The organism is Allosphingosinicella sp. (assembly GCF_036403745.1).
Classification (GTDB): domain Bacteria; phylum Pseudomonadota; class Alphaproteobacteria; order Sphingomonadales; family Sphingomonadaceae; genus Allosphingosinicella.
This window is the reverse complement of record NZ_DASWQI010000043.1, coordinates 259,344-275,078: the sequence shown is the minus strand read 5'-3', so window position 1 is coordinate 275,078 and position 15,735 is coordinate 259,344. Positions and strand designations below refer to the sequence as shown.

14 protein-coding genes and 1 pseudogene are annotated in these 15,735 nt (G+C 69.7%); 8 read left to right on the top strand and 7 right to left on the bottom strand.

Going from position 1 to position 15,735, the window contains the following annotated elements; genetic code table 11:
• The first annotated feature begins 21 nt into the window (after positions 1-21).
• Positions 22-774 (top strand): hypothetical protein, encoded by a 753-nt coding sequence (locus tag VGC56_RS08005; RefSeq protein ID WP_464124354.1) that lies wholly within the window; start codon positions 22-24, stop codon positions 772-774.
• On the opposite strand, the gene VGC56_RS08000 is transcribed toward VGC56_RS08005, so the two are convergent.
• Both VGC56_RS08000 and VGC56_RS07995 read right to left on the bottom strand, forming a co-directional pair.
• Positions 749-2,299 carry an MFS transporter gene (locus tag VGC56_RS08000; protein WP_464124353.1) on the bottom strand — a complete coding sequence of 517 codons (1,551 nt, stop codon included), beginning with the start codon at positions 2,297-2,299 and terminating at the stop codon, positions 749-751. The two genes, VGC56_RS08005 and VGC56_RS08000, sit on opposite strands and share 26 nt — an antisense overlap.
• Positions 2,299-4,752: a glycoside hydrolase family 3 protein gene (locus tag VGC56_RS07995; protein WP_464124352.1), complete on the bottom strand. Its 2,454-nt coding sequence runs from the start codon at positions 4,750-4,752 to the stop codon at positions 2,299-2,301. Before VGC56_RS07995 ends, VGC56_RS08000 begins: the two co-directional genes overlap by 1 nt.
• Before the next feature lie 149 nt (positions 4,753-4,901).
• Here VGC56_RS07995 and VGC56_RS07990 point away from each other — a divergent pair, with 149 nt between their 5' ends.
• From VGC56_RS07990 to VGC56_RS07960, 7 genes are all read left to right on the top strand, one after another.
• Positions 4,902-5,903, top strand: coding sequence for an alpha/beta hydrolase (locus VGC56_RS07990; RefSeq protein WP_464124351.1), 1,002 nt, complete (start codon positions 4,902-4,904; stop codon positions 5,901-5,903).
• Between the two features lie 44 nt (positions 5,904-5,947).
• Positions 5,948-6,949 (top strand): N-acetyl-gamma-glutamyl-phosphate reductase, encoded by a 1,002-nt coding sequence (gene argC / locus VGC56_RS07985; protein ID WP_464124350.1) that lies wholly within the window; start codon positions 5,948-5,950, stop codon positions 6,947-6,949.
• Positions 6,946-8,106, top strand: coding sequence for a bifunctional glutamate N-acetyltransferase/amino-acid acetyltransferase ArgJ (argJ, locus tag VGC56_RS07980; protein ID WP_464124349.1), 1,161 nt, complete (start codon positions 6,946-6,948; stop codon positions 8,104-8,106). The genes argC and argJ overlap by 4 nt, the downstream gene beginning before the upstream one ends.
• Positions 8,103-8,972 (top strand): acetylglutamate kinase, encoded by an 870-nt coding sequence (gene argB / locus VGC56_RS07975; protein ID WP_464124348.1) that lies wholly within the window; start codon positions 8,103-8,105, stop codon positions 8,970-8,972. The genes argJ and argB overlap by 4 nt, the downstream gene beginning before the upstream one ends.
• Complete coding sequence (gene argF, locus VGC56_RS07970) at positions 8,969-9,841, top strand: ornithine carbamoyltransferase (RefSeq protein WP_464124347.1); 873 nt, start codon at positions 8,969-8,971, stop codon at positions 9,839-9,841. The genes argB and argF overlap by 4 nt, the downstream gene beginning before the upstream one ends.
• Positions 9,842-9,992: 151 nt before the next feature.
• Complete coding sequence (argR, locus tag VGC56_RS07965) at positions 9,993-10,463, top strand: arginine repressor (RefSeq protein WP_464124345.1); 471 nt, start codon at positions 9,993-9,995, stop codon at positions 10,461-10,463.
• Positions 10,460-11,686 (top strand): argininosuccinate synthase, encoded by a 1,227-nt coding sequence (locus tag VGC56_RS07960; RefSeq protein ID WP_464124344.1) that lies wholly within the window; start codon positions 10,460-10,462, stop codon positions 11,684-11,686. The genes argR and VGC56_RS07960 overlap by 4 nt, the downstream gene beginning before the upstream one ends.
• 340 nt (positions 11,687-12,026) lie before the next feature.
• Here VGC56_RS07960 and rimM read toward each other — a convergent pair whose 3' ends face one another.
• From rimM to VGC56_RS07935, 5 genes and pseudogenes are all read right to left on the bottom strand, one after another.
• Positions 12,027-12,506: a ribosome maturation factor RimM gene (gene rimM, locus VGC56_RS07955; protein ID WP_464124343.1), complete on the bottom strand. Its 480-nt coding sequence runs from the start codon at positions 12,504-12,506 to the stop codon at positions 12,027-12,029.
• Between the two features lie 273 nt (positions 12,507-12,779).
• A pseudogene (rpsP, locus tag VGC56_RS07950) lies at positions 12,780-13,271 on the bottom strand (30S ribosomal protein S16); the annotation flags it as partial.
• Between the two features lie 72 nt (positions 13,272-13,343).
• Complete coding sequence (gene ffh, locus VGC56_RS07945; RefSeq protein WP_464124342.1) at positions 13,344-14,846, bottom strand: signal recognition particle protein; 1,503 nt, start codon at positions 14,844-14,846, stop codon at positions 13,344-13,346.
• A gap of 154 nt (positions 14,847-15,000) precedes the next feature.
• Complete coding sequence (locus VGC56_RS07940) at positions 15,001-15,480, bottom strand: tetratricopeptide repeat protein (protein WP_464124341.1); 480 nt, start codon at positions 15,478-15,480, stop codon at positions 15,001-15,003.
• 58 nt (positions 15,481-15,538) lie between these two features.
• Complete coding sequence (locus VGC56_RS07935) at positions 15,539-15,724, bottom strand: hypothetical protein (RefSeq protein WP_464124340.1); 186 nt, start codon at positions 15,722-15,724, stop codon at positions 15,539-15,541.
• Positions 15,725-15,735: the final 11 nt, after the last annotated feature.

Genomic DNA, 15,735 nt, shown 5'->3' with positions numbered 1-15,735 from the left:
CAAGGTGGTGGGAGATCATCGATGAAAATGTGGGCCCTCTTCGCTGCTTCGGCGGCCCTCGCGGCACCCGCGCGTGCCGATATGACGGCGACCTACACGATGCCCGGAGCGGGCGTGCCCATGACGATGACCATCCAGATCGCCTCCAACGGCGACCTGCGCGGCGACATGACCATGACCGGCGTGAACAAGCCCATGATGATAATCCGGCATCAGGGCCGGGTCTATTTCGTGATTCCGGAACCTGATGGTCCGTTAGTGGCCGACGTCGAGGAAATGGCGGCCGCCGCCGAGGAGGAGATGCGTAAGGCCGACCCGCATTTTTGCGAGCAGATAGCCAAGGCGCCACCGCTCGCGGCCCTCGTCTCCCAAGGGCAGGTCACCATCGCCGGCCGGACCGGCGACGCCTATTCCAGCGGTGGCCGCAGCCCCGGATCTCCGGACGTCGTCATCAGCCGCGACCCGGCGCTGGCCCCACTGGGCGCGGCGATGGCGGCCCAGTTCCGGTCCAGCACCAAGATGATGGGTTCGTGTGCCCCCGGGGCAACCGTCTTCGCGCAGATGCAGGCCTTGCTCGACAAGGGCGCGCCGCTGAAGTTCGGACCGATGACGCTCGAAAAGGTCGAGGAGGGGCGCGTGGACCCCAGTCGGTTCGTCCTGCCAGCGGCGCCGGCGACGCATGAGCAGATTCGGACCCTGATGCAGGGGAAGAAAGGCCAGCCGATAACGGTCCTTCCCGCGCAACCGCCTAAAGCCCGACCTCCAGCTCCCTGAGGCTGCGCCCGCGAGTCTCGCGCCCGGCATAGCCGACGAGGCCGACCGAGAGCAGCATCGGCACCAAGAGGGCGGCGGCGCCGCCGGCCAGGGTCGGGATGAAGCCCAGCAGCGCGAAGGCCTGGACGGCGACGCCGCCGAATTTGCTCGATCCGGCGATGAGGCCGGTAGCGCGGCCGCGTATGCCGAGCGGGTAGTTCTCGGCGGCATAAGGGAGCAGGACGGCGATCATGCCGTTGGTGCCGACGATCAGCGACGCGATGACGGTGACGATGACGACGTCCGAGGCGAGGATGCGGACCGGGAGAAGGGCGCCGGCGAGTCCGAGGAGGGTGAGGAGGATGGTGCCGACCAGGGTCCATTTGCTGCTCCAGCGGGCGTAGAGCCAGGCGGCGGCCATGATCGTCGGCAAAGCGACGAGCGCCGACTTGGCGAGGATGCCGCTCGCCAGCGCCGAGGAATAGCCGCGGGCCTGGAGATCGGTGGGGAGCCACAGGAGCAGGCCGAAATTGATGAAGCTCCAGCTGAGCGCGGTGACGACCAAGGCGGCGGTGAGCTTGCCGTGGCGCTGCACTGCCACCGTTGCATCGTCGGGGCGGGCTTCGCGGGCGCGGGGGACGATGCCGTATTTACGCTCCATCTCGGCGAGCTCGGCGGTGCGGCCCTGCTCGGCGAGGAAGCGCGGGGATTCGGGGATGAGGCGGGCGAGGAAGAGCAGCAGGATGCCGGTCGGGAAGCCCTGCAGCCACAGCACGCGCCAGCCGAATTGGGGCTCGAACGTGTGGGCGGCGCCGCTCGCGGCGAGATAGCCGCCGACGAGGCCGGTTCCGCCGACCAGGACCAGAACCCAGGAGCGGTGCTTCGGCGGCATGATCTCGGCGAGGAGGGTGTAGACGACGGGGAGCATGCCGCCGGCCGAGCAGCCCATCAGGAAGCACATGATGAGGTTGAGCTGGAAGAGCGGCATCGCACCGCAGATCGACGTCGACACGAAGAGGATGGTCGACAGCAGGATCGACACGCGGCGGCCATAAGCGTCGGCAATCCAGCCCCAGACGAACGAGCCGATGGTGGTGCCGACCAGCGCGCAGAACGGGAACCAGGCGACGGTGGTTTTGGAGATGCCGTATTCCGCGCTCATCCCCGGCAGCACGAAGCCGAGGGTGGCCGGCTTCATCACGTCGATGACGAGGCCGATGATCAAAACCGCGAGCACGCCGACATGCCACCGCCCGAGCGGCGTCGTATCGGGCGCCTCGTAGCTCGTGCCGGCGTGAGCATCGTGGGTGGTGCGGTGCCTGGGCAGGGCGCCGTATATCGCCGCCGGCACGCCGAGAACGATCAGCACCATTCCGGCCCACATTTGCGGGTCCATGCCCATCCCGGCGAGGCGGTTGTGCATGTGGTGCGCCATCGCCAGCATCGGCAAATGGGCGAGCACGCCGAGGCTGATGGCGATGCACGCACCCCAGAAGATCGGGGCGCGCTCGCCGATGATCGATACGCGGGGCGGGCGAGCGGCCATCAGGGCGCTCCGCACCGGTCCTGCGGCACCGCGGCGCTGGCGATGCGGGCGTCGGAGAGCGCGAGAGTAAGGCTTCCGGCGGTGCTGACGCCGACCGGGCTTGCGACCTGCTTCGGGTCGAGGCCGGCGCGGACGAAGCAGCGCAGCGGCACGACCATCGTCTGCCACTGCCCGGCCGGTGCGGCGCGGAGCAGGCCGGCGATCGGGATGGTGCCGCCGCAGCCTTGGCCGCAGGTCATGGAGAGAGTTGCGGCGCCGGCGGGCGGGGAGTCGACGCGGTAGTCGACGAGGAGGCTCAATTCGCCCGTCGCCTCGCGGGAGATGTCGAGCGGCGGCGCAGCGAGGAAAGCACTGCCCTCCCCTGCCCCGCTCCAGGCAAAGCTCAGGGCATCTTCCTGGGCGCGGCGATCGACGCGGCGCATCTGCACCGCGCCGGCGGTGGTCCAGCGCCAGCCTTGCGGCACCGCCCCGCGGGCGAAGAAGACGCCGTCCGGCATACCCGCGCCCGCCGGGCGATCCTCGGCAAGCCGGGGCACGTGCCGGTCGTCGGCATAGGTGAGGCCGTAGCCGTAGGCGAAGAGCGGGTCGTAGCCCGCGTCGCCCTTGTTGAGCGGCGTCTGATCGGCGCGGCGCGGCCAACTGTAGGAAAGCTTGCCGCGGAAATCGTGGTTCACGCCGCCGTCCGGCTTGCGGAACAGCACGTCCGCCACGCCCCCGCCTTCGCTGCCGGGAAGGAAGGCGGCGACGAAGGCGTCGGAGGCGTTGATCTCCGGATTGACCCACATCGGCCGGCCGGAGAGGAACACCGCCACGGTCGGAATGCCGGCGGCCTTCAGGCGCTTTAGGAGCTCGAAATCCTTCTTGTCGGCGGGGCTATATTCGAGGCTGCGGGGGCGGTCGCCGACGAACTCGGCATAGGGGTCCTCGCCGAACACGACGATCGCGGCGGCGGGCTTGCGGGCGAAGCTGCCGTCGGGGCTCAGCGTGGCGGAGCCGCCGGCGGCGCCCACCGCCTCGTTTATGCCAGACCAGATCGACTGGGCGTGGGGGAAATCCTTGTTGGTGAGGCCCGAACCCTGCCATGTGATCGTCCAGCCGCCCGCCTGCTTCGAGATGGTGTCGGCGCCGTCGCCGGCGACCAGCACGTCCAGCTTCGGCGACAGCGGGAGCAGGCGCTTCTCGTTCTTGAGCAGCACCAGCGATTCCCGCACCGCCTGCCGCGCCACCGCGCGGTGCTCCGGGGCCCCGAGGAGTTCGAACCGGCCGGCGAACGGCCGCGACGAGGGCCGCCCCTTCTCGAACAGGCCGGCGCGAATCTTGACCCTCAGGATGCGGCGCACCGCGTCGTCGAGCCGCGCCATCGGGATCTCTCCCGAGCGGGCCTGGGCGAGCGTCGATTCGTAGAGGCCCTTCCAGCTGTCGGGCGCCATGAAGATGTCGAGGCCGGCATTCATCGAGGCGGCGCAGCTGGTGTTGGAGCAGCCCGGCACTTGGCCGTGCGCGTTCCAGTCGCCGACCACCAGGCCGTCGAAATGCATGTCGCCCTTGAGCGCGCCGGTCAGCAAATCCTTGTCGCCATGGACCTTTTCGCCGCGCACCAACGAGAAGCTCGCCATCACCGCCTGGACGCCGGCCTCGATCGCGGGCGGGTAGCCGGCGCCGTGGATGTCGCGCAGCTCGGCGGGGCTGGAGGGGTTGTCGCCCTGGTCCTTGCCGCCCGCGGTGCCGCCGTCGCCGACGAAATGCTTGGCGGTGGCGATGACCTTGCCGGCGCGGAGGAAACCGGGGGTGCCGGGAACGCCCTGCAGGCCCTCGACCATCTTGCCCGCATAGGATCGGACGATCTCAGGGTCCTCGCCAAAGCCTTCGTAGGTGCGGCCCCAGCGGTCGTCGCGGACCACCGCCAGCGTCGGCGAGAAGTCCCAATCGAAGCCGGTGACCGCCATCTCCTTCGCCGTCACTTCACCGATGCGCCGGATCAGCTCCGGGTCGCGGGCGGCGCCGAGGCCGATATTGTGCGGGAAGATGGTCGCGCCGACGATGTTGGCGTGACCGTGGACGGCGTCGATCCCCCACATGGAGGGGATGCGCAGCTGCCCCGCCGGCCGGTCCATCGCCGCGTCCCAATAGGCGTCGGCGAGCTTCAGCCACTCGGCCGCCGGCGCGGTCTCGACGCCGCCCGGCGAGGAATTGCCGCCCGCGAGGATCGAGCCGAAATGGTAGCGCCGCATGTCGGCGGGGGTGACGGCGGCGATGTCGGGCTGGACAACCTGCGCGACTTTGTCCTCGACGCTCATGCGAGCAAGCAGGGGGTCGATGCGCGCCTCGACGGCGGAATCCCGCTGGACGCGGCTGTGCACCGAAGGCCAGCGCACCGGCGCGGCCGGCGGCGCCGCGACGGCCGCTCCCGCCGCCGCGATCAATGCCGCCGCCAGCACGTGAAGTCTGCGCATCACCGTCTCTCCCGCCCTCTCGGCGCAGTTAGATGTGAACGCTAACATCTGGCAAGGAGGAACCGCCTTTCGCCTCTCCCCCTGTCGCGTAGCCGAGGCTATGCCTGCTCGCGATCCAAGCCAAGGGTGAAAAGGAGGGAGCGATGCAAATGCGGCGGCGCGATGTGCTGGGAATGACGCTGGCGGGGGCGCTCGCCTCGGGGAGCGCCGCGGCGCAGCAATGGGGGGAGCCGCCGACGCCGGCGGGGGGCGATCCCGATGCGCCGCTGTATCCGTCGCGGGAGCGGTTCGCCTTGTGGCCGAAGGGGGCGCCGGGGGCGCCGGGGGTCCTTCCGACCTTCAACCCGACTATGAACGGGCCGAAGGGGTCGCGCGAGCTGTGGCTGCGCGGCATCGCGGTGCCGGAGGTGCATGTCTACCGCCCGGCGCGCTCGGACGGGTCGTGCCTGCTGTCGCTGCCCGGCGGGGGGTACGAGTTCGTCTCGTTCCAGAATGAGGGGCTGGATGTCGCCGAGCGCTACAATGCTGTTGGGACGACGGTGTTCGTGCTGTCCTATCGGCTGCCGAACGAAGGATGGGCGACGCCGTGGCAGGTGCCGCTGCAGGACGCGCAGCGGGCGATGCGGCTGATCCGGGCGCGGGCCGGGGATTTGAGGATCGACCCGGCGAAGCTGGGCGTGGTGGGCTTCTCTGCAGGCGGTCACCTCGCCGCGGACCTGTGCGTCGCGCATGCGGAGCGGACCTATGCGCCGGTCGATGCGGCGGACGCGCTGTCGGCCCGGCCCGCCTTTGCCGGCCTCGTCTATCCGGTGACCGATGCGCGGATCGGGCACGCGCCGACGATGCTGACCGGCGGCGGCGCGGCGCCCTCGGCGGAGATCGTCGCGGCGCGCTCGCCGGTGACGCGGGTGAGCGCCGAGACGCCGCCCTCCTTCCTCGTCCACGCCATCGACGATCCGGTGGTGCCGCTCGAGCACAGTTTGGGCTGGATCGCCGCCTGCCGGGCGGCGAAGGTGCCGGTCGAGGCGCACCTGTTCCAGCAGGGCGGGCACGGCTTCGGGCTGCATCTGCCGCCGGTGCTGCCGGGGTCGCGGTGGCCGGAACTGTTCGGTGCGTGGATGCGTATTGCGGCCGAGGGGCGGCGGGGCTGATCCAGGCTATTGCATAATTATGCAGTTTTCTGCATGCGCCGCCGATGATTCGTGTGGCGATCCTTGGCGCGTCCGGTTTTGTGGGCGCGGAATTGCTGCGGCTACTGGCGATGCACCCCGGCCTCGAGCCTGTCGCGGTGTTCGGCGACAGCCAGGCCGGGCAGCGTCTCGCCGAGGTGCACCCGCATCTGGCGCTGGCCTATCCCGAGTTGGTGGTCGAGCGCTATTCGGCTGAGGCGCTGCGCGGCGCCGAGCTGATCTTCGCCGCCTTGCCGCATGGCCATTCGCAGGCGCTGGCGCCGGAGATTTTGGCCACGGGCGCCAAGTTCGTCGACCTGGGCGCCGACTTCCGGCTCGATAGCGCCGAGGATTACGAGCGCTGGTACAAGGAGCCGCACCAGGCGCCGGAACTGCTCGGCGATTTCGTCTACGGCATCCCCGAACTGAACCGCCAGGCGATCGCGGCGAGCCAGGCGGTGGCGGCGGCGGGCTGCTATCCGACTTCGGCGATCCTGGCGCTGAAGCCGCTGATCGGGCTGATCGATCCTGAGACGATCGTCGTCGATGCCGCGTCCGGCGTGTCGGGCGCCGGCAAGGGGCTGAAGGACGAGACGCACTTCAACAGCGTCGACGAGAATTTCAGCGCCTACGGCCTTCTCGGCCACCGCCACACCGCCGAGATGGAGATGGCGCTGGGCGGCACATTGCTGTTCACGCCGCACCTCGCGCCGATGAACCGCGGCATATTGGCGACCTGCTACGGCATGGCGAAGGGGCCGTGCGATCCCCTCGCGGCGCTGCGCGAAGCTTATGCGGCCGAGCCGTTCGTCCACGTTTCCGAACGCGCCCCCTCAACCAAGTGGACCTTGGGGTCCAACGCCGTCCACCTCACCGCCCGCCACGATCCGCGCACCGGCCGGGTGCTGGCGATCGCGGCGCTCGACAATTTGGTGAAAGGAGCCGCCGGCCAGATGATCCAGTGCGCCAATCTGATGCTCGGCCTCGACGAGACCGCCGGGCTGCCCCGCGTGGGAGTCTGGCCATGAGCGTCACCGCAGCCGAGGGGTTCGTCGCGGCGGGGTGCCATGCCGGGGTCAAGCGCAAGCGCTACGACATGGCTTTGGTCGCGACCGAGGATCGGCAGGCGGTGACCGCCGCCGCCGTCTTCACCCAGAACAAGTTCGCGGCGCCGCCGGTGATCCTCGACCGCCGGCTGCTCGCGGCAAACGGCGGCAAAGCGGCGGCGGTGATCGTCAATTCCGGGAACGCCAATGCCGGGACCGGTGCCGAGGGCCTCGCCGATGCGGAGGAGATGGGGGCCGTCGCGGCCAAGGCGCTCGGGGTGGATTCGTCCGACGTGCTGGTCTGCTCGACCGGGATCATCGGGACGCGGCTGCCGATGGACAAGATCCTCCCCGCCACGCCAAAGCTCGCCAAGAAGCTGTCCAAGGCGGGTGGCGAAGATGCGGCGCGCGGCATCCTCACCACCGACCACAAGCAGAAGGAGGCCGTGGTGCACGGCTCGACCTTCACGCTTGGCGGGATGGCTAAGGGCTGCGGCATGATCGCGCCGAACATGGCGACGATGCTCGCCTTCCTCACCACCGACGCGGAGGTCGAGCAGGCCGAGCTGCAGGCGATCCTGCGCGACGCCGCCGACCGGACGTTCAACACGCTCAACGTCGACGGCGCGACCTCGACCAACGACACGGTGATCGTGCTCGCCAACGGGCGGCGCGGCAGGCCGGACATGAAGGAGTTCGCCGACGCGCTGCACAAGGTCTGCGAGGATCTGACCTACCAGATGGCGCGCGATGCAGAGGGCATGACCAAGATGGTGCTGCTCAAGGTGACCGGCGCGGCGTCGGACGCGGAGGCGCGGGTTGCGGCGAAGAACATCGCCGAGAACAATCTCGTAAAATGCTCCTGGTATGGCGGCGATCCCTATTGGGGGCGCTTGCTCGGCGCGGCGGGATCGGCGGGCATCGCGTTCGAGCCGGAGAAGACGGAGGTCGCCTACGGCGGCATAATCGTGTCGCGCGGCGGCACCAATGCCGAGCACGACCAAGACGCGGTGGCGGCGCACATGGCCAATGAGAAGATCGACATCGAGGTGGCGCTGGGGCTCGGCTCGGGCGCGGCGCAGGTGATCGGCATCGATCTCGGGCCGGGCTACATCAAAGAGAATTCGAAAACCTCATGATAGACGCGACGCATACCGCGAACGTCCTCGTCCAGGCGCTGCCCTACATCCAGCGCTTTGCGGGCCGATCTGTCGTCGTGAAATTGGGCGGGGCGGCGCTCGATGCCGAACTGGACCGGGCGCTGGCGCAGGACGTGCTGCTGCTCCGCTCGGTGGGCATGCGGGTGGTGCTCGTCCATGGCGGGGGCCCGCAGGTCGACGTGATGATGCGGCGGCTGGGCATGAAGCCCGAATTTCGGGACGGGCTGCGGGTGACCACGGCGGAGACGCTCGAGGTCGTGCGGATGGTGCTGGTCGGCAAGATCAACCGCGACCTGGTCGGCACGATCAACCGCGAGGCGGCGGAGGAGCCGGTCGCGGTCGGCGTGTCGGGCGAGGATGGCGGGCTGCTGACGGTGACGCCGCGCGAGTCGAGCCTGGGCTTCGTCGGCGACGTCAGCATGGTGCGCGCCTCGGTGCTCGAGCGGCTGCTCGACGAGGGGCTGACGCCGGTCGTCTCGACGATCGGCGCGGACACGGGCGGCCAGCCCTACAACATCAACGCCGACGAGGCGGCGCGGGCGATCGCGGTGGCGATGGCGGCGGAGAAGATCGTCTACCTCACCGCCGCCCCCGGGCTCCTCGAGGATCCGGCCGACGAGGCGAGCCTCATCCACCGCCTGACGTCGACCGAGCTCTTCGAGCGGATCGAGCATGACAGCGTGTCGAAGGGCATGATCCCGAAGCTTCGCGCGTGCGCCGAGGCGGTCGACGCCGGGGTGGGCACGGCGCACATTATCGACGGGCGGGTGCATCATGCTTTGCTCATCGAGCTGCTGACCGACGAGGGCATCGGCACGATGATCCGGCGGGAGAAGAATTGGTGACGCGCCATCTGCTGAGCATCGCGGACCTCGGCGCCGCGGGGGTGGCGGAGATTCTGGCGCTTTCGGAGCGCACCGATCTCGGCCGGCCGCTGGCTGGCAAGGGTGTCGCGCTCGTTTTCCAGAAGCCGTCGGCGCGGACGCGCAATTCGATGGAGATGGCGGTCGTCCAATTGGGCGGGCATCCGGTCTACATCCAGAAGGACGAGGTCGGGCTCGGCACGCGCGAGACGGCCGAGGACGTGGCGCGGACCCTCGCCTGCTTCCACGAGGTGGTGGCGGCGCGGGTGATGGACCATCGCGATCTCGAGAAGATGGCGGCGGTGTCGCCGCGGCCGGTGCTCAACATGCTCAGCGACCGCGACCACCCGCTGCAGGCTTTGGCCGACCTGCTGACGGTCAAGCAGCTGCGCGGGCGGATCGAAGGGGCGCGGATCGCCTATATCGGCGACGGCGACAACAATGTCGCGCGCTCGCTGGCCGAGGCCGCGACGATGGCCGGCGCCGAATTGGTCATCGCCAGCCCCGAGGGGTACCGGCTCGGCCAGGCGCCGGAGGGGGTGCGGCAGGTCGCCGATCCCGTCGAGGCGGTCGAGGGAGCGGACGTCGTTTACACCGACGTCTGGGTGTCGATGGGCCAGGACGATGAGGCCGAGGCGCGGATGAAGGCGTTCGCGCCCTACCAGGTCGATGCCGCGCTGATGGCGCGGGCGCCGGGCGCGCATTTCCTCCACTGCCTTCCCGCCAAGAGGGGCGAGGAGGTGACGCACGAGGTGATGGAAGCGCCCAGCAGCGCGGTGTGGCGGCAGGCGGAGAACCGGATGCACACGGCGCGCGGCGCGCTGGCGTGGTTGATGGGGGTTGGGGCGTGATCCGTCCAGCCAAAATCCTCCCCTTCGAGGGGAGGTGGCAGGCCGCAGGCCTGACGGAGAGGTGTCAGCGTGGGCGACTCTCCTCGGCTTCTGACACCTCTCCACCATGCTTCGCATGGTCCCCCTCCCCTCAAAGGGGAGGATTTTTCAGATGACCGACGCGCGCATGCGCCGGCAGCGGATCATCGCCGACCTGCTTCGGCAGGAGCCGATCACCAGCCAGGAGGAGGTCACCGCCAGGCTCGCGGCGGCGGGGCTCGAGGTGACGCAGGCGACGGTGTCGCGCGACCTCGATCAGCTTGGCGCGGTCAAGGTCAAGAAGGGCGGCTCGATCCGCTATGTGCTCCCCGCCGAGATCGGCGACAGCGACTGGGCGGCGGCGCGGCTTTCCCGCATCTTTTCGGAATGGGTGCTGACGGTCGAGACCGCAGGCCACATGCTGGTGCTGAAGACGCCGCCGGGATCGGCCCATATCGTCGGCGTCGCGCTCGACCAGGCCAGGCTGCCCGAGGTCGCCGGCACCATTTCGGGCGACGACACGCTCTTTGTGGCGCTGAAGGACGAGATCGTTCCCGGCGCGATGGCCAACCAATTTCGTAAGCTTATCCAGGAACCCTCATGACCTTGCCCCATCCCAAGAAGGTCGTGCTCGCTTATTCGGGCGGGCTTGACACCTCGATCATCCTGAAGTGGCTGCAGACGGAATATGGCGCAGAGGTGGTGACGTTCACCGCCGACCTCGGCCAGGGCGAGGAGGTCGAGCCGGCGCGGCGCAAGGCGGAGCTGCTCGGCATCCGGCCGGAGAACATCTTCATCGAGGATCTGCGCGAAGAGTTCGTCCGCGACTACGTCTTCCCGATGTTCCGGGCGAACACGGTCTATGAGGGCCAGTATCTGCTCGGCACCTCGATCGCGCGGCCGCTCATCGCCAAGAAGCAGATCGAGATCGCCCGCAAGGTCGGCGCAGACGCGGTGTGTCACGGCGCGACGGGCAAGGGCAACGATCAGGTCCGTTTCGAGCTCGGTTACTACGCGCTGGAGCCCGACATCCGCGTGGTGGCGCCGTGGCGGGAGTGGGAGTTCGCCAGTCGCGAGGCTTTGCTCGACTTCGCCGAGAAGAACCAGATCCCGATCGCCAAGGACAAGAGGGGCGATGCGCCCTTCTCGATCGACGCCAACCTCCTCCACTCCTCGTCGGAGGGGAAGGTGCTGGAGGATCCGGCGATCGAGGCGCCCGAGTACGTGCACCAGCGCACGATCTCGCCGGAGGATGCGCCGGACAAGGCGACGGTGATCACGATCGCGTTCGAGCGGGGCGATCCCGTGTCGATCGACGGCGAGGCGCTGTCGCCGGCGGCGTTGCTGACGCGGCTCAACGAGCTTGGCCACGACAACGGCATCGGGCGGCTCGATCTGGTCGAGAACCGGTTCGTCGGGATGAAGTCGCGCGGGGTCTACGAGACGCCGGGCGGAACCATCCTGCTGGCGGCGCATCGGGGGATCGAGTCGATCACGCTCGACCGCGGCGCGGGGCATCTGAAGGACGAGCTGATGCCGCGCTATGCGGAGCTCATCTACAACGGCTTCTGGTTCTCGCCGGAGCGCGAGATGCTGCAGGCGGCGATCGACCTGTCGCAGCGCAATGTCAGCGGGACGGTGCGGGTCAAGCTCTACAAGGGCAATGTGACCGTGATCGGGCGGGAGAGCGACGTGGCGCTTTACGACCAGGATCTGGTGACGTTCGAGGAGGGCTCGGGCTCCTACGACCAAAGGGATGCGGCGGGGTTCATCAAGCTCAATGCGCTGCGGCTGCAGATCGGCGCGCGGCGGGCGCGGCGGGGATGATGTTCCGCTTTTGAGCTTGACATTGTAGAACGGATTCGGTACACTTGCACCGTCGCCGAGTCGTGTGGGTGGCATCTTTGAAGGTGTGAATCGGATAAGCGGCTCGCCCATCGGCCGATGGGCGGGGTGAGGACTTCGGTCCAGGTTGGGTCGGGCTCCGGCCTTTAGCCCCCTCTCCCCCTGGGGAGAGGGTTGGGGCGAGGGGGTTCGGCGCCCGAGGATGACCTCCCACCGCCGAGCCCCCTCACCCTGCCCTCTCCCCGCCGGGGAGAGGGAGGTTCTCGTCTCATCGGATCAGGGTCGACTCAGCCCCACGGCGCGGACGCGCGCCGCGCCTGCGTCAGGCGAGGAAATCCGGATCGGCGACGACGCGGCGGTCGTGGAGGTCGGCGACGCCGGGACGGAAGGGGACGAGGGCGCGGCGGCCGTCGGGCTTCTCGATCTCGAGGAGATCGCCGGCGCCGAAATTCTCGACCGCGACGATCGTGCCGAGCGGGTCTCCCGCCGCGCTTTCGCAGGGCAGGCCGATGAGGTCGGCGTGATAATATTCGCCCTCCTCCAGCGGCGGCAAGGCGGCGCGGGAGATGGTGACGAGCTGGCCGCGCAAGCCTTCCGCTGCGGTGCGGTCGTCGATCTCGGCGAAGCGGGCGATGGGCTGCTTGGCGGGCTTCAAGGACGTGAGGGTGAGGGCGCGGCCCCCTACCCTCACCTGCTTGTGCCGCTTGAGGCTCTCGAGCCCGGCGGCGAACAGCTTGAGGCGCACCTCGCCGGCGATGCCGTGCGCGCCGGCAATCGCGGCGAGGGCGATCTCGTCGTCCAAGGCTTACTCAGCCTTCTCGGCGCCTTCGGCCGGAGCGGCTTCCTCCGAACCTTCGGCCGGCTCGGTGGTGGAGACGCCCTCGTTGGACGCTTCGTCGGCGGGCGTGGCTTCGCCTGCGTCGGGGGCGGGGGCGTCGGCGGGAGCCTCTTCGGCGGCGGGGGCAGCGGCTTCTTCAGCGGCCGGAGCCTCTTCGGCCGGGGCAGCGGCTTCCTCGGCGGCGGGAGCCTCCTCGGCGGCGGCGGCTTCCTCGGCGGCCGGAGCCTCCTCGGCCGGAGCGGCGGCCTCCTCGGCGGCGGGAGCCTCCTCGGCGGGGGCGGCGGCTTCCTCGGCCGGGGCCTCGGGGGTGGCCTCTTCGACGGCTTCGGTCATCGCTTCGACGGTCTCTTCCTGGCTGGCGGCGGAAGCGGCTTCGGCGGCTTCGGCGGCTTCGGCCTCGCGGGTGGCGCGCTCCTCGGCACGGTCCTTGGCCTTGTCGCCCGGCGCGCCCTTGTTCGGGTTGTTGCGCTGGGCGCGCTCACGGACGCCGGCGGCGTCGAGGAAGCGGGCGACGCGGTCGGTCGGCTGGGCGCCGACGGAGAGCCAGTGGCGGGCGCGGTCGGCGTCGAGCTTGACGCGCTCGGCCGAATCCTTGGGGAGCATCGGATTGTAGCTGCCGATGCGCTCCAGCACCTTGCCGTCGCGGCCGGTGCGGGCGTCGGCGACGACGATCTTGTAATAAGGGCGCTTCTTCGCGCCGCCGCGGGAAAGGCGGATGGATACTGCCATGATGTTTGTCCTTCTCTTTTAAGTCTCGTCTGATCGGATCGTCGTCGCAGCGGAGGCTGAGACGGCGGAGTTCTACTTCTTCATGAACTTGTCGAAGCCGGGCGGGAGGTTGAACGGGGCGGCGCCGCCGGGTCCGGGAAGGCCGCCCAGGCCGCCGCCGGGCATCGGAGGCATTCCGCCGCCCGCGCCGCCGAGGCCGCCCATCCCCCCGCCGCCAAGTCCGCCCATACCGCCGCCGCCACCGCCGAACAGGGCGCCGAGCTTGCCGAGGCCGCCCATCTTGCGCAGCTTCTTCATCATGCCCGCCATGTCCTGGTGCATCTTCAGGAGCTTGTTCACTTCCTGGACGGTCCGGCCCGAGCCCTTGGCGACGCGGATCTTGCGCTTGGCGTTCAGCAATTCGGGGCGGGCGCGCTCCTTGGGAGTCATCGAGCCGATCATCGCGTCCATGTGGACGAGGACCTTGTTGTCGACCCCGCTCTGGGCCATCGCGCCCTGCACCTTCTTCATGCCGGGCAGCATGCCGGCGAGGCCGCTCAGGCCGCCCATGCGCTGCATCTGGGCGAGCTGGCTGCGCAGGTCATTCAAGTCGAACTGGCCCTTGGCCATGCGCTTGGCGAGCGCCTCGGCCTCCTCGACCTTGATCGTCTCCTGCGCCCGCTCGACGAGGCTGACGACGTCGCCCATGCCGAGGATGCGGCCGGCGACCCGGTCCGGGTGGAAGGCTTCGAGGCCGTCGAGGCCCTCGCCGACGCCGGCGAACTTGATGGGCTTGCCGGTGACGGCGCGCATCGACAAAGCCGCGCCGCCGCGGGCGTCGCCGTCGAGGCGGGTCAGGACGACGCCGGTCAGCGCCACCTGCTCGGAGAAGCTCTTGGCGACGTTGACCGCGTCCTGGCCGGTCAGCGCGTCGACGACGAGCAGGGTCTCGGCGGGGGCGGAGACGTCGGCGATCGCCTTCATCTCGTCCATCAGCGCCTGGTCGACGTGGAGGCGGCCCGCCGTGTCGAGGAGGAGGACGTCGTAACCCTGGAGCTTCGCCGCCTGGAGGGCGCGGCGGGCGATCTCGACCGGCTGCTGACCCGCGACGATCGGGAGGGTCGCGACCTGCGCCTGCTCGCCGAGCACGCGGAGCTGCTCCTGCGCCGCCGGGCGAGCGACGTCCAAGGAGGCCATCAGGACCTTCTTGCCGGCCTTTTCCTTGAGGCGCTTGGCGATCTTGCCGGTGGTGGTGGTCTTGCCCGAGCCCTGCAGGCCGACCATCAGGATGATCGCCGGCGGCGTGACGTCGAGGTGGAGCTCGGAGGCGTCGGCGCCGAGCATGTCCACCAAGGCGTCGTGGACGATCTTGACGACCTGCTGGCCCGGCGTGACCGACTTCAGCACCTGCTGGCCGACGGCTGCTTCCGTGACCTTGTCGACGAAGGTGCGGACGACCGGCAGCGCGACGTCGGCTTCGAGCAGGGCGATGCGCACCTCGCGCATGGCGCCGCGCACGTCCGCTTCGGAGAGCGCACCGCGGCCGCGCAGGCGGTCGAAGACCGTGCTCAGGCGATCGCTTAGGCTGTCGAACATGCTGCTTCCTTCGTTTCGAGACTGCCGCTTCCGGCGAAAACGCACAAAACGCCGGCGGGCGAAACTCGCCGGCCAGCGTGCGCCCTTCGGGACACGAGACAGTCACCCTTGCGGGATGTGGGGCCCTTAGCCGCCGGGGGAAGACTTGGCAAGATCAGGCGAGGCGCGGAAGCAGCGCCTTGAAGCCTTCGTCGGCCCGTGCGGGATCGAGCAATGGGTCGGTCCAGACGTAGGCGAGGCCGACATCGCCGACGGCGCGGGCGCGCCGGAGGGCGGTGACGGCACCGGGGACGTCGCCGAGCTGGGCGCGCAGCTCGGCCTGCTGGTAGACGTTGCTGTCGCCATAATGGGCAGTGAGGTCGGCGAGCATGGCCGAGGCCTCCGCCTTGCGGCCGCTGCGGGCGGCGGCGACGGCGAGGCCGGTGAGCTTTGCCCAGGCGACCGGCTCGAGCCGGTATTCGGCCGCCGCGCCGGCGAGGTCGCCGCGCATCAGGAAGGTGTCGCCGAGGACGGAATGGGCGAGGGTCATCTTCGGGCTGAGGGCGAGGGCGCGGCGGATCGCGTCGGCGGCGCCGGCATAATCGCGGGCGGCGTAGAGGCCGAGGCGCAGGGACTTGTGGGCGCGCGGGTTCAAAGGATCGAGGGCGACCCGCCCCCGTCGCTTCCGCGGGCGAGGCGAAGACCGGCCGCGCCTACCTGGCCCTGGCCGAGGAAGGGCCGGCGATCCGCTGGTTCGAGGAGGCGCTGAAGGACGATGCAGCGCCGTCGCTGGGCGTCGTCGAGGCGCTGGCGCGGCTGCGGCTGCGGGCGGCGCTGCAGCCGGGGGCGGCGGGGCTGGACGAAGCGCCGGTCGCGGCGCTGGCGCGGATCGAGGCCATAAGGGAGCAGC

Bases quoted from the DNA above. Each gene is read 5' to 3' on its own strand.
- VGC56_RS08005 (WP_464124354.1), top strand. From the start codon at position 22: ATGAAAATGTGGGCCCTCTTCGCTGCTTCGGCGGCCCTCGCGGCACCC.
- VGC56_RS08000 (WP_464124353.1), bottom strand. From the start codon at position 2,299: ATGGCCGCTCGCCCGCCCCGCGTATCGATCATCGGCGAGCGCGCCCCG.
- VGC56_RS07995 (WP_464124352.1), bottom strand. From the start codon at position 4,752: ATGCGCAGACTTCACGTGCTGGCGGCGGCATTGATCGCGGCGGCGGGA.
- VGC56_RS07990 (WP_464124351.1), top strand. From the start codon at position 4,902: ATGCGGCGGCGCGATGTGCTGGGAATGACGCTGGCGGGGGCGCTCGCC.
- argC (WP_464124350.1), top strand. From the start codon at position 5,948: ATGATTCGTGTGGCGATCCTTGGCGCGTCCGGTTTTGTGGGCGCGGAA.
- argJ (WP_464124349.1), top strand. From the start codon at position 6,946: ATGAGCGTCACCGCAGCCGAGGGGTTCGTCGCGGCGGGGTGCCATGCC.
- argB (WP_464124348.1), top strand. From the start codon at position 8,103: ATGATAGACGCGACGCATACCGCGAACGTCCTCGTCCAGGCGCTGCCC.
- argR (WP_464124345.1), top strand. From the start codon at position 9,993: ATGACCGACGCGCGCATGCGCCGGCAGCGGATCATCGCCGACCTGCTT.
- VGC56_RS07960 (WP_464124344.1), top strand. From the start codon at position 10,460: ATGACCTTGCCCCATCCCAAGAAGGTCGTGCTCGCTTATTCGGGCGGG.
- ffh (WP_464124342.1), bottom strand. From the start codon at position 14,846: ATGTTCGACAGCCTAAGCGATCGCCTGAGCACGGTCTTCGACCGCCTG.
- VGC56_RS07935 (WP_464124340.1), bottom strand. From the start codon at position 15,724: ATGGCCTCGATCCGCGCCAGCGCCGCGACCGGCGCTTCGTCCAGCCCC.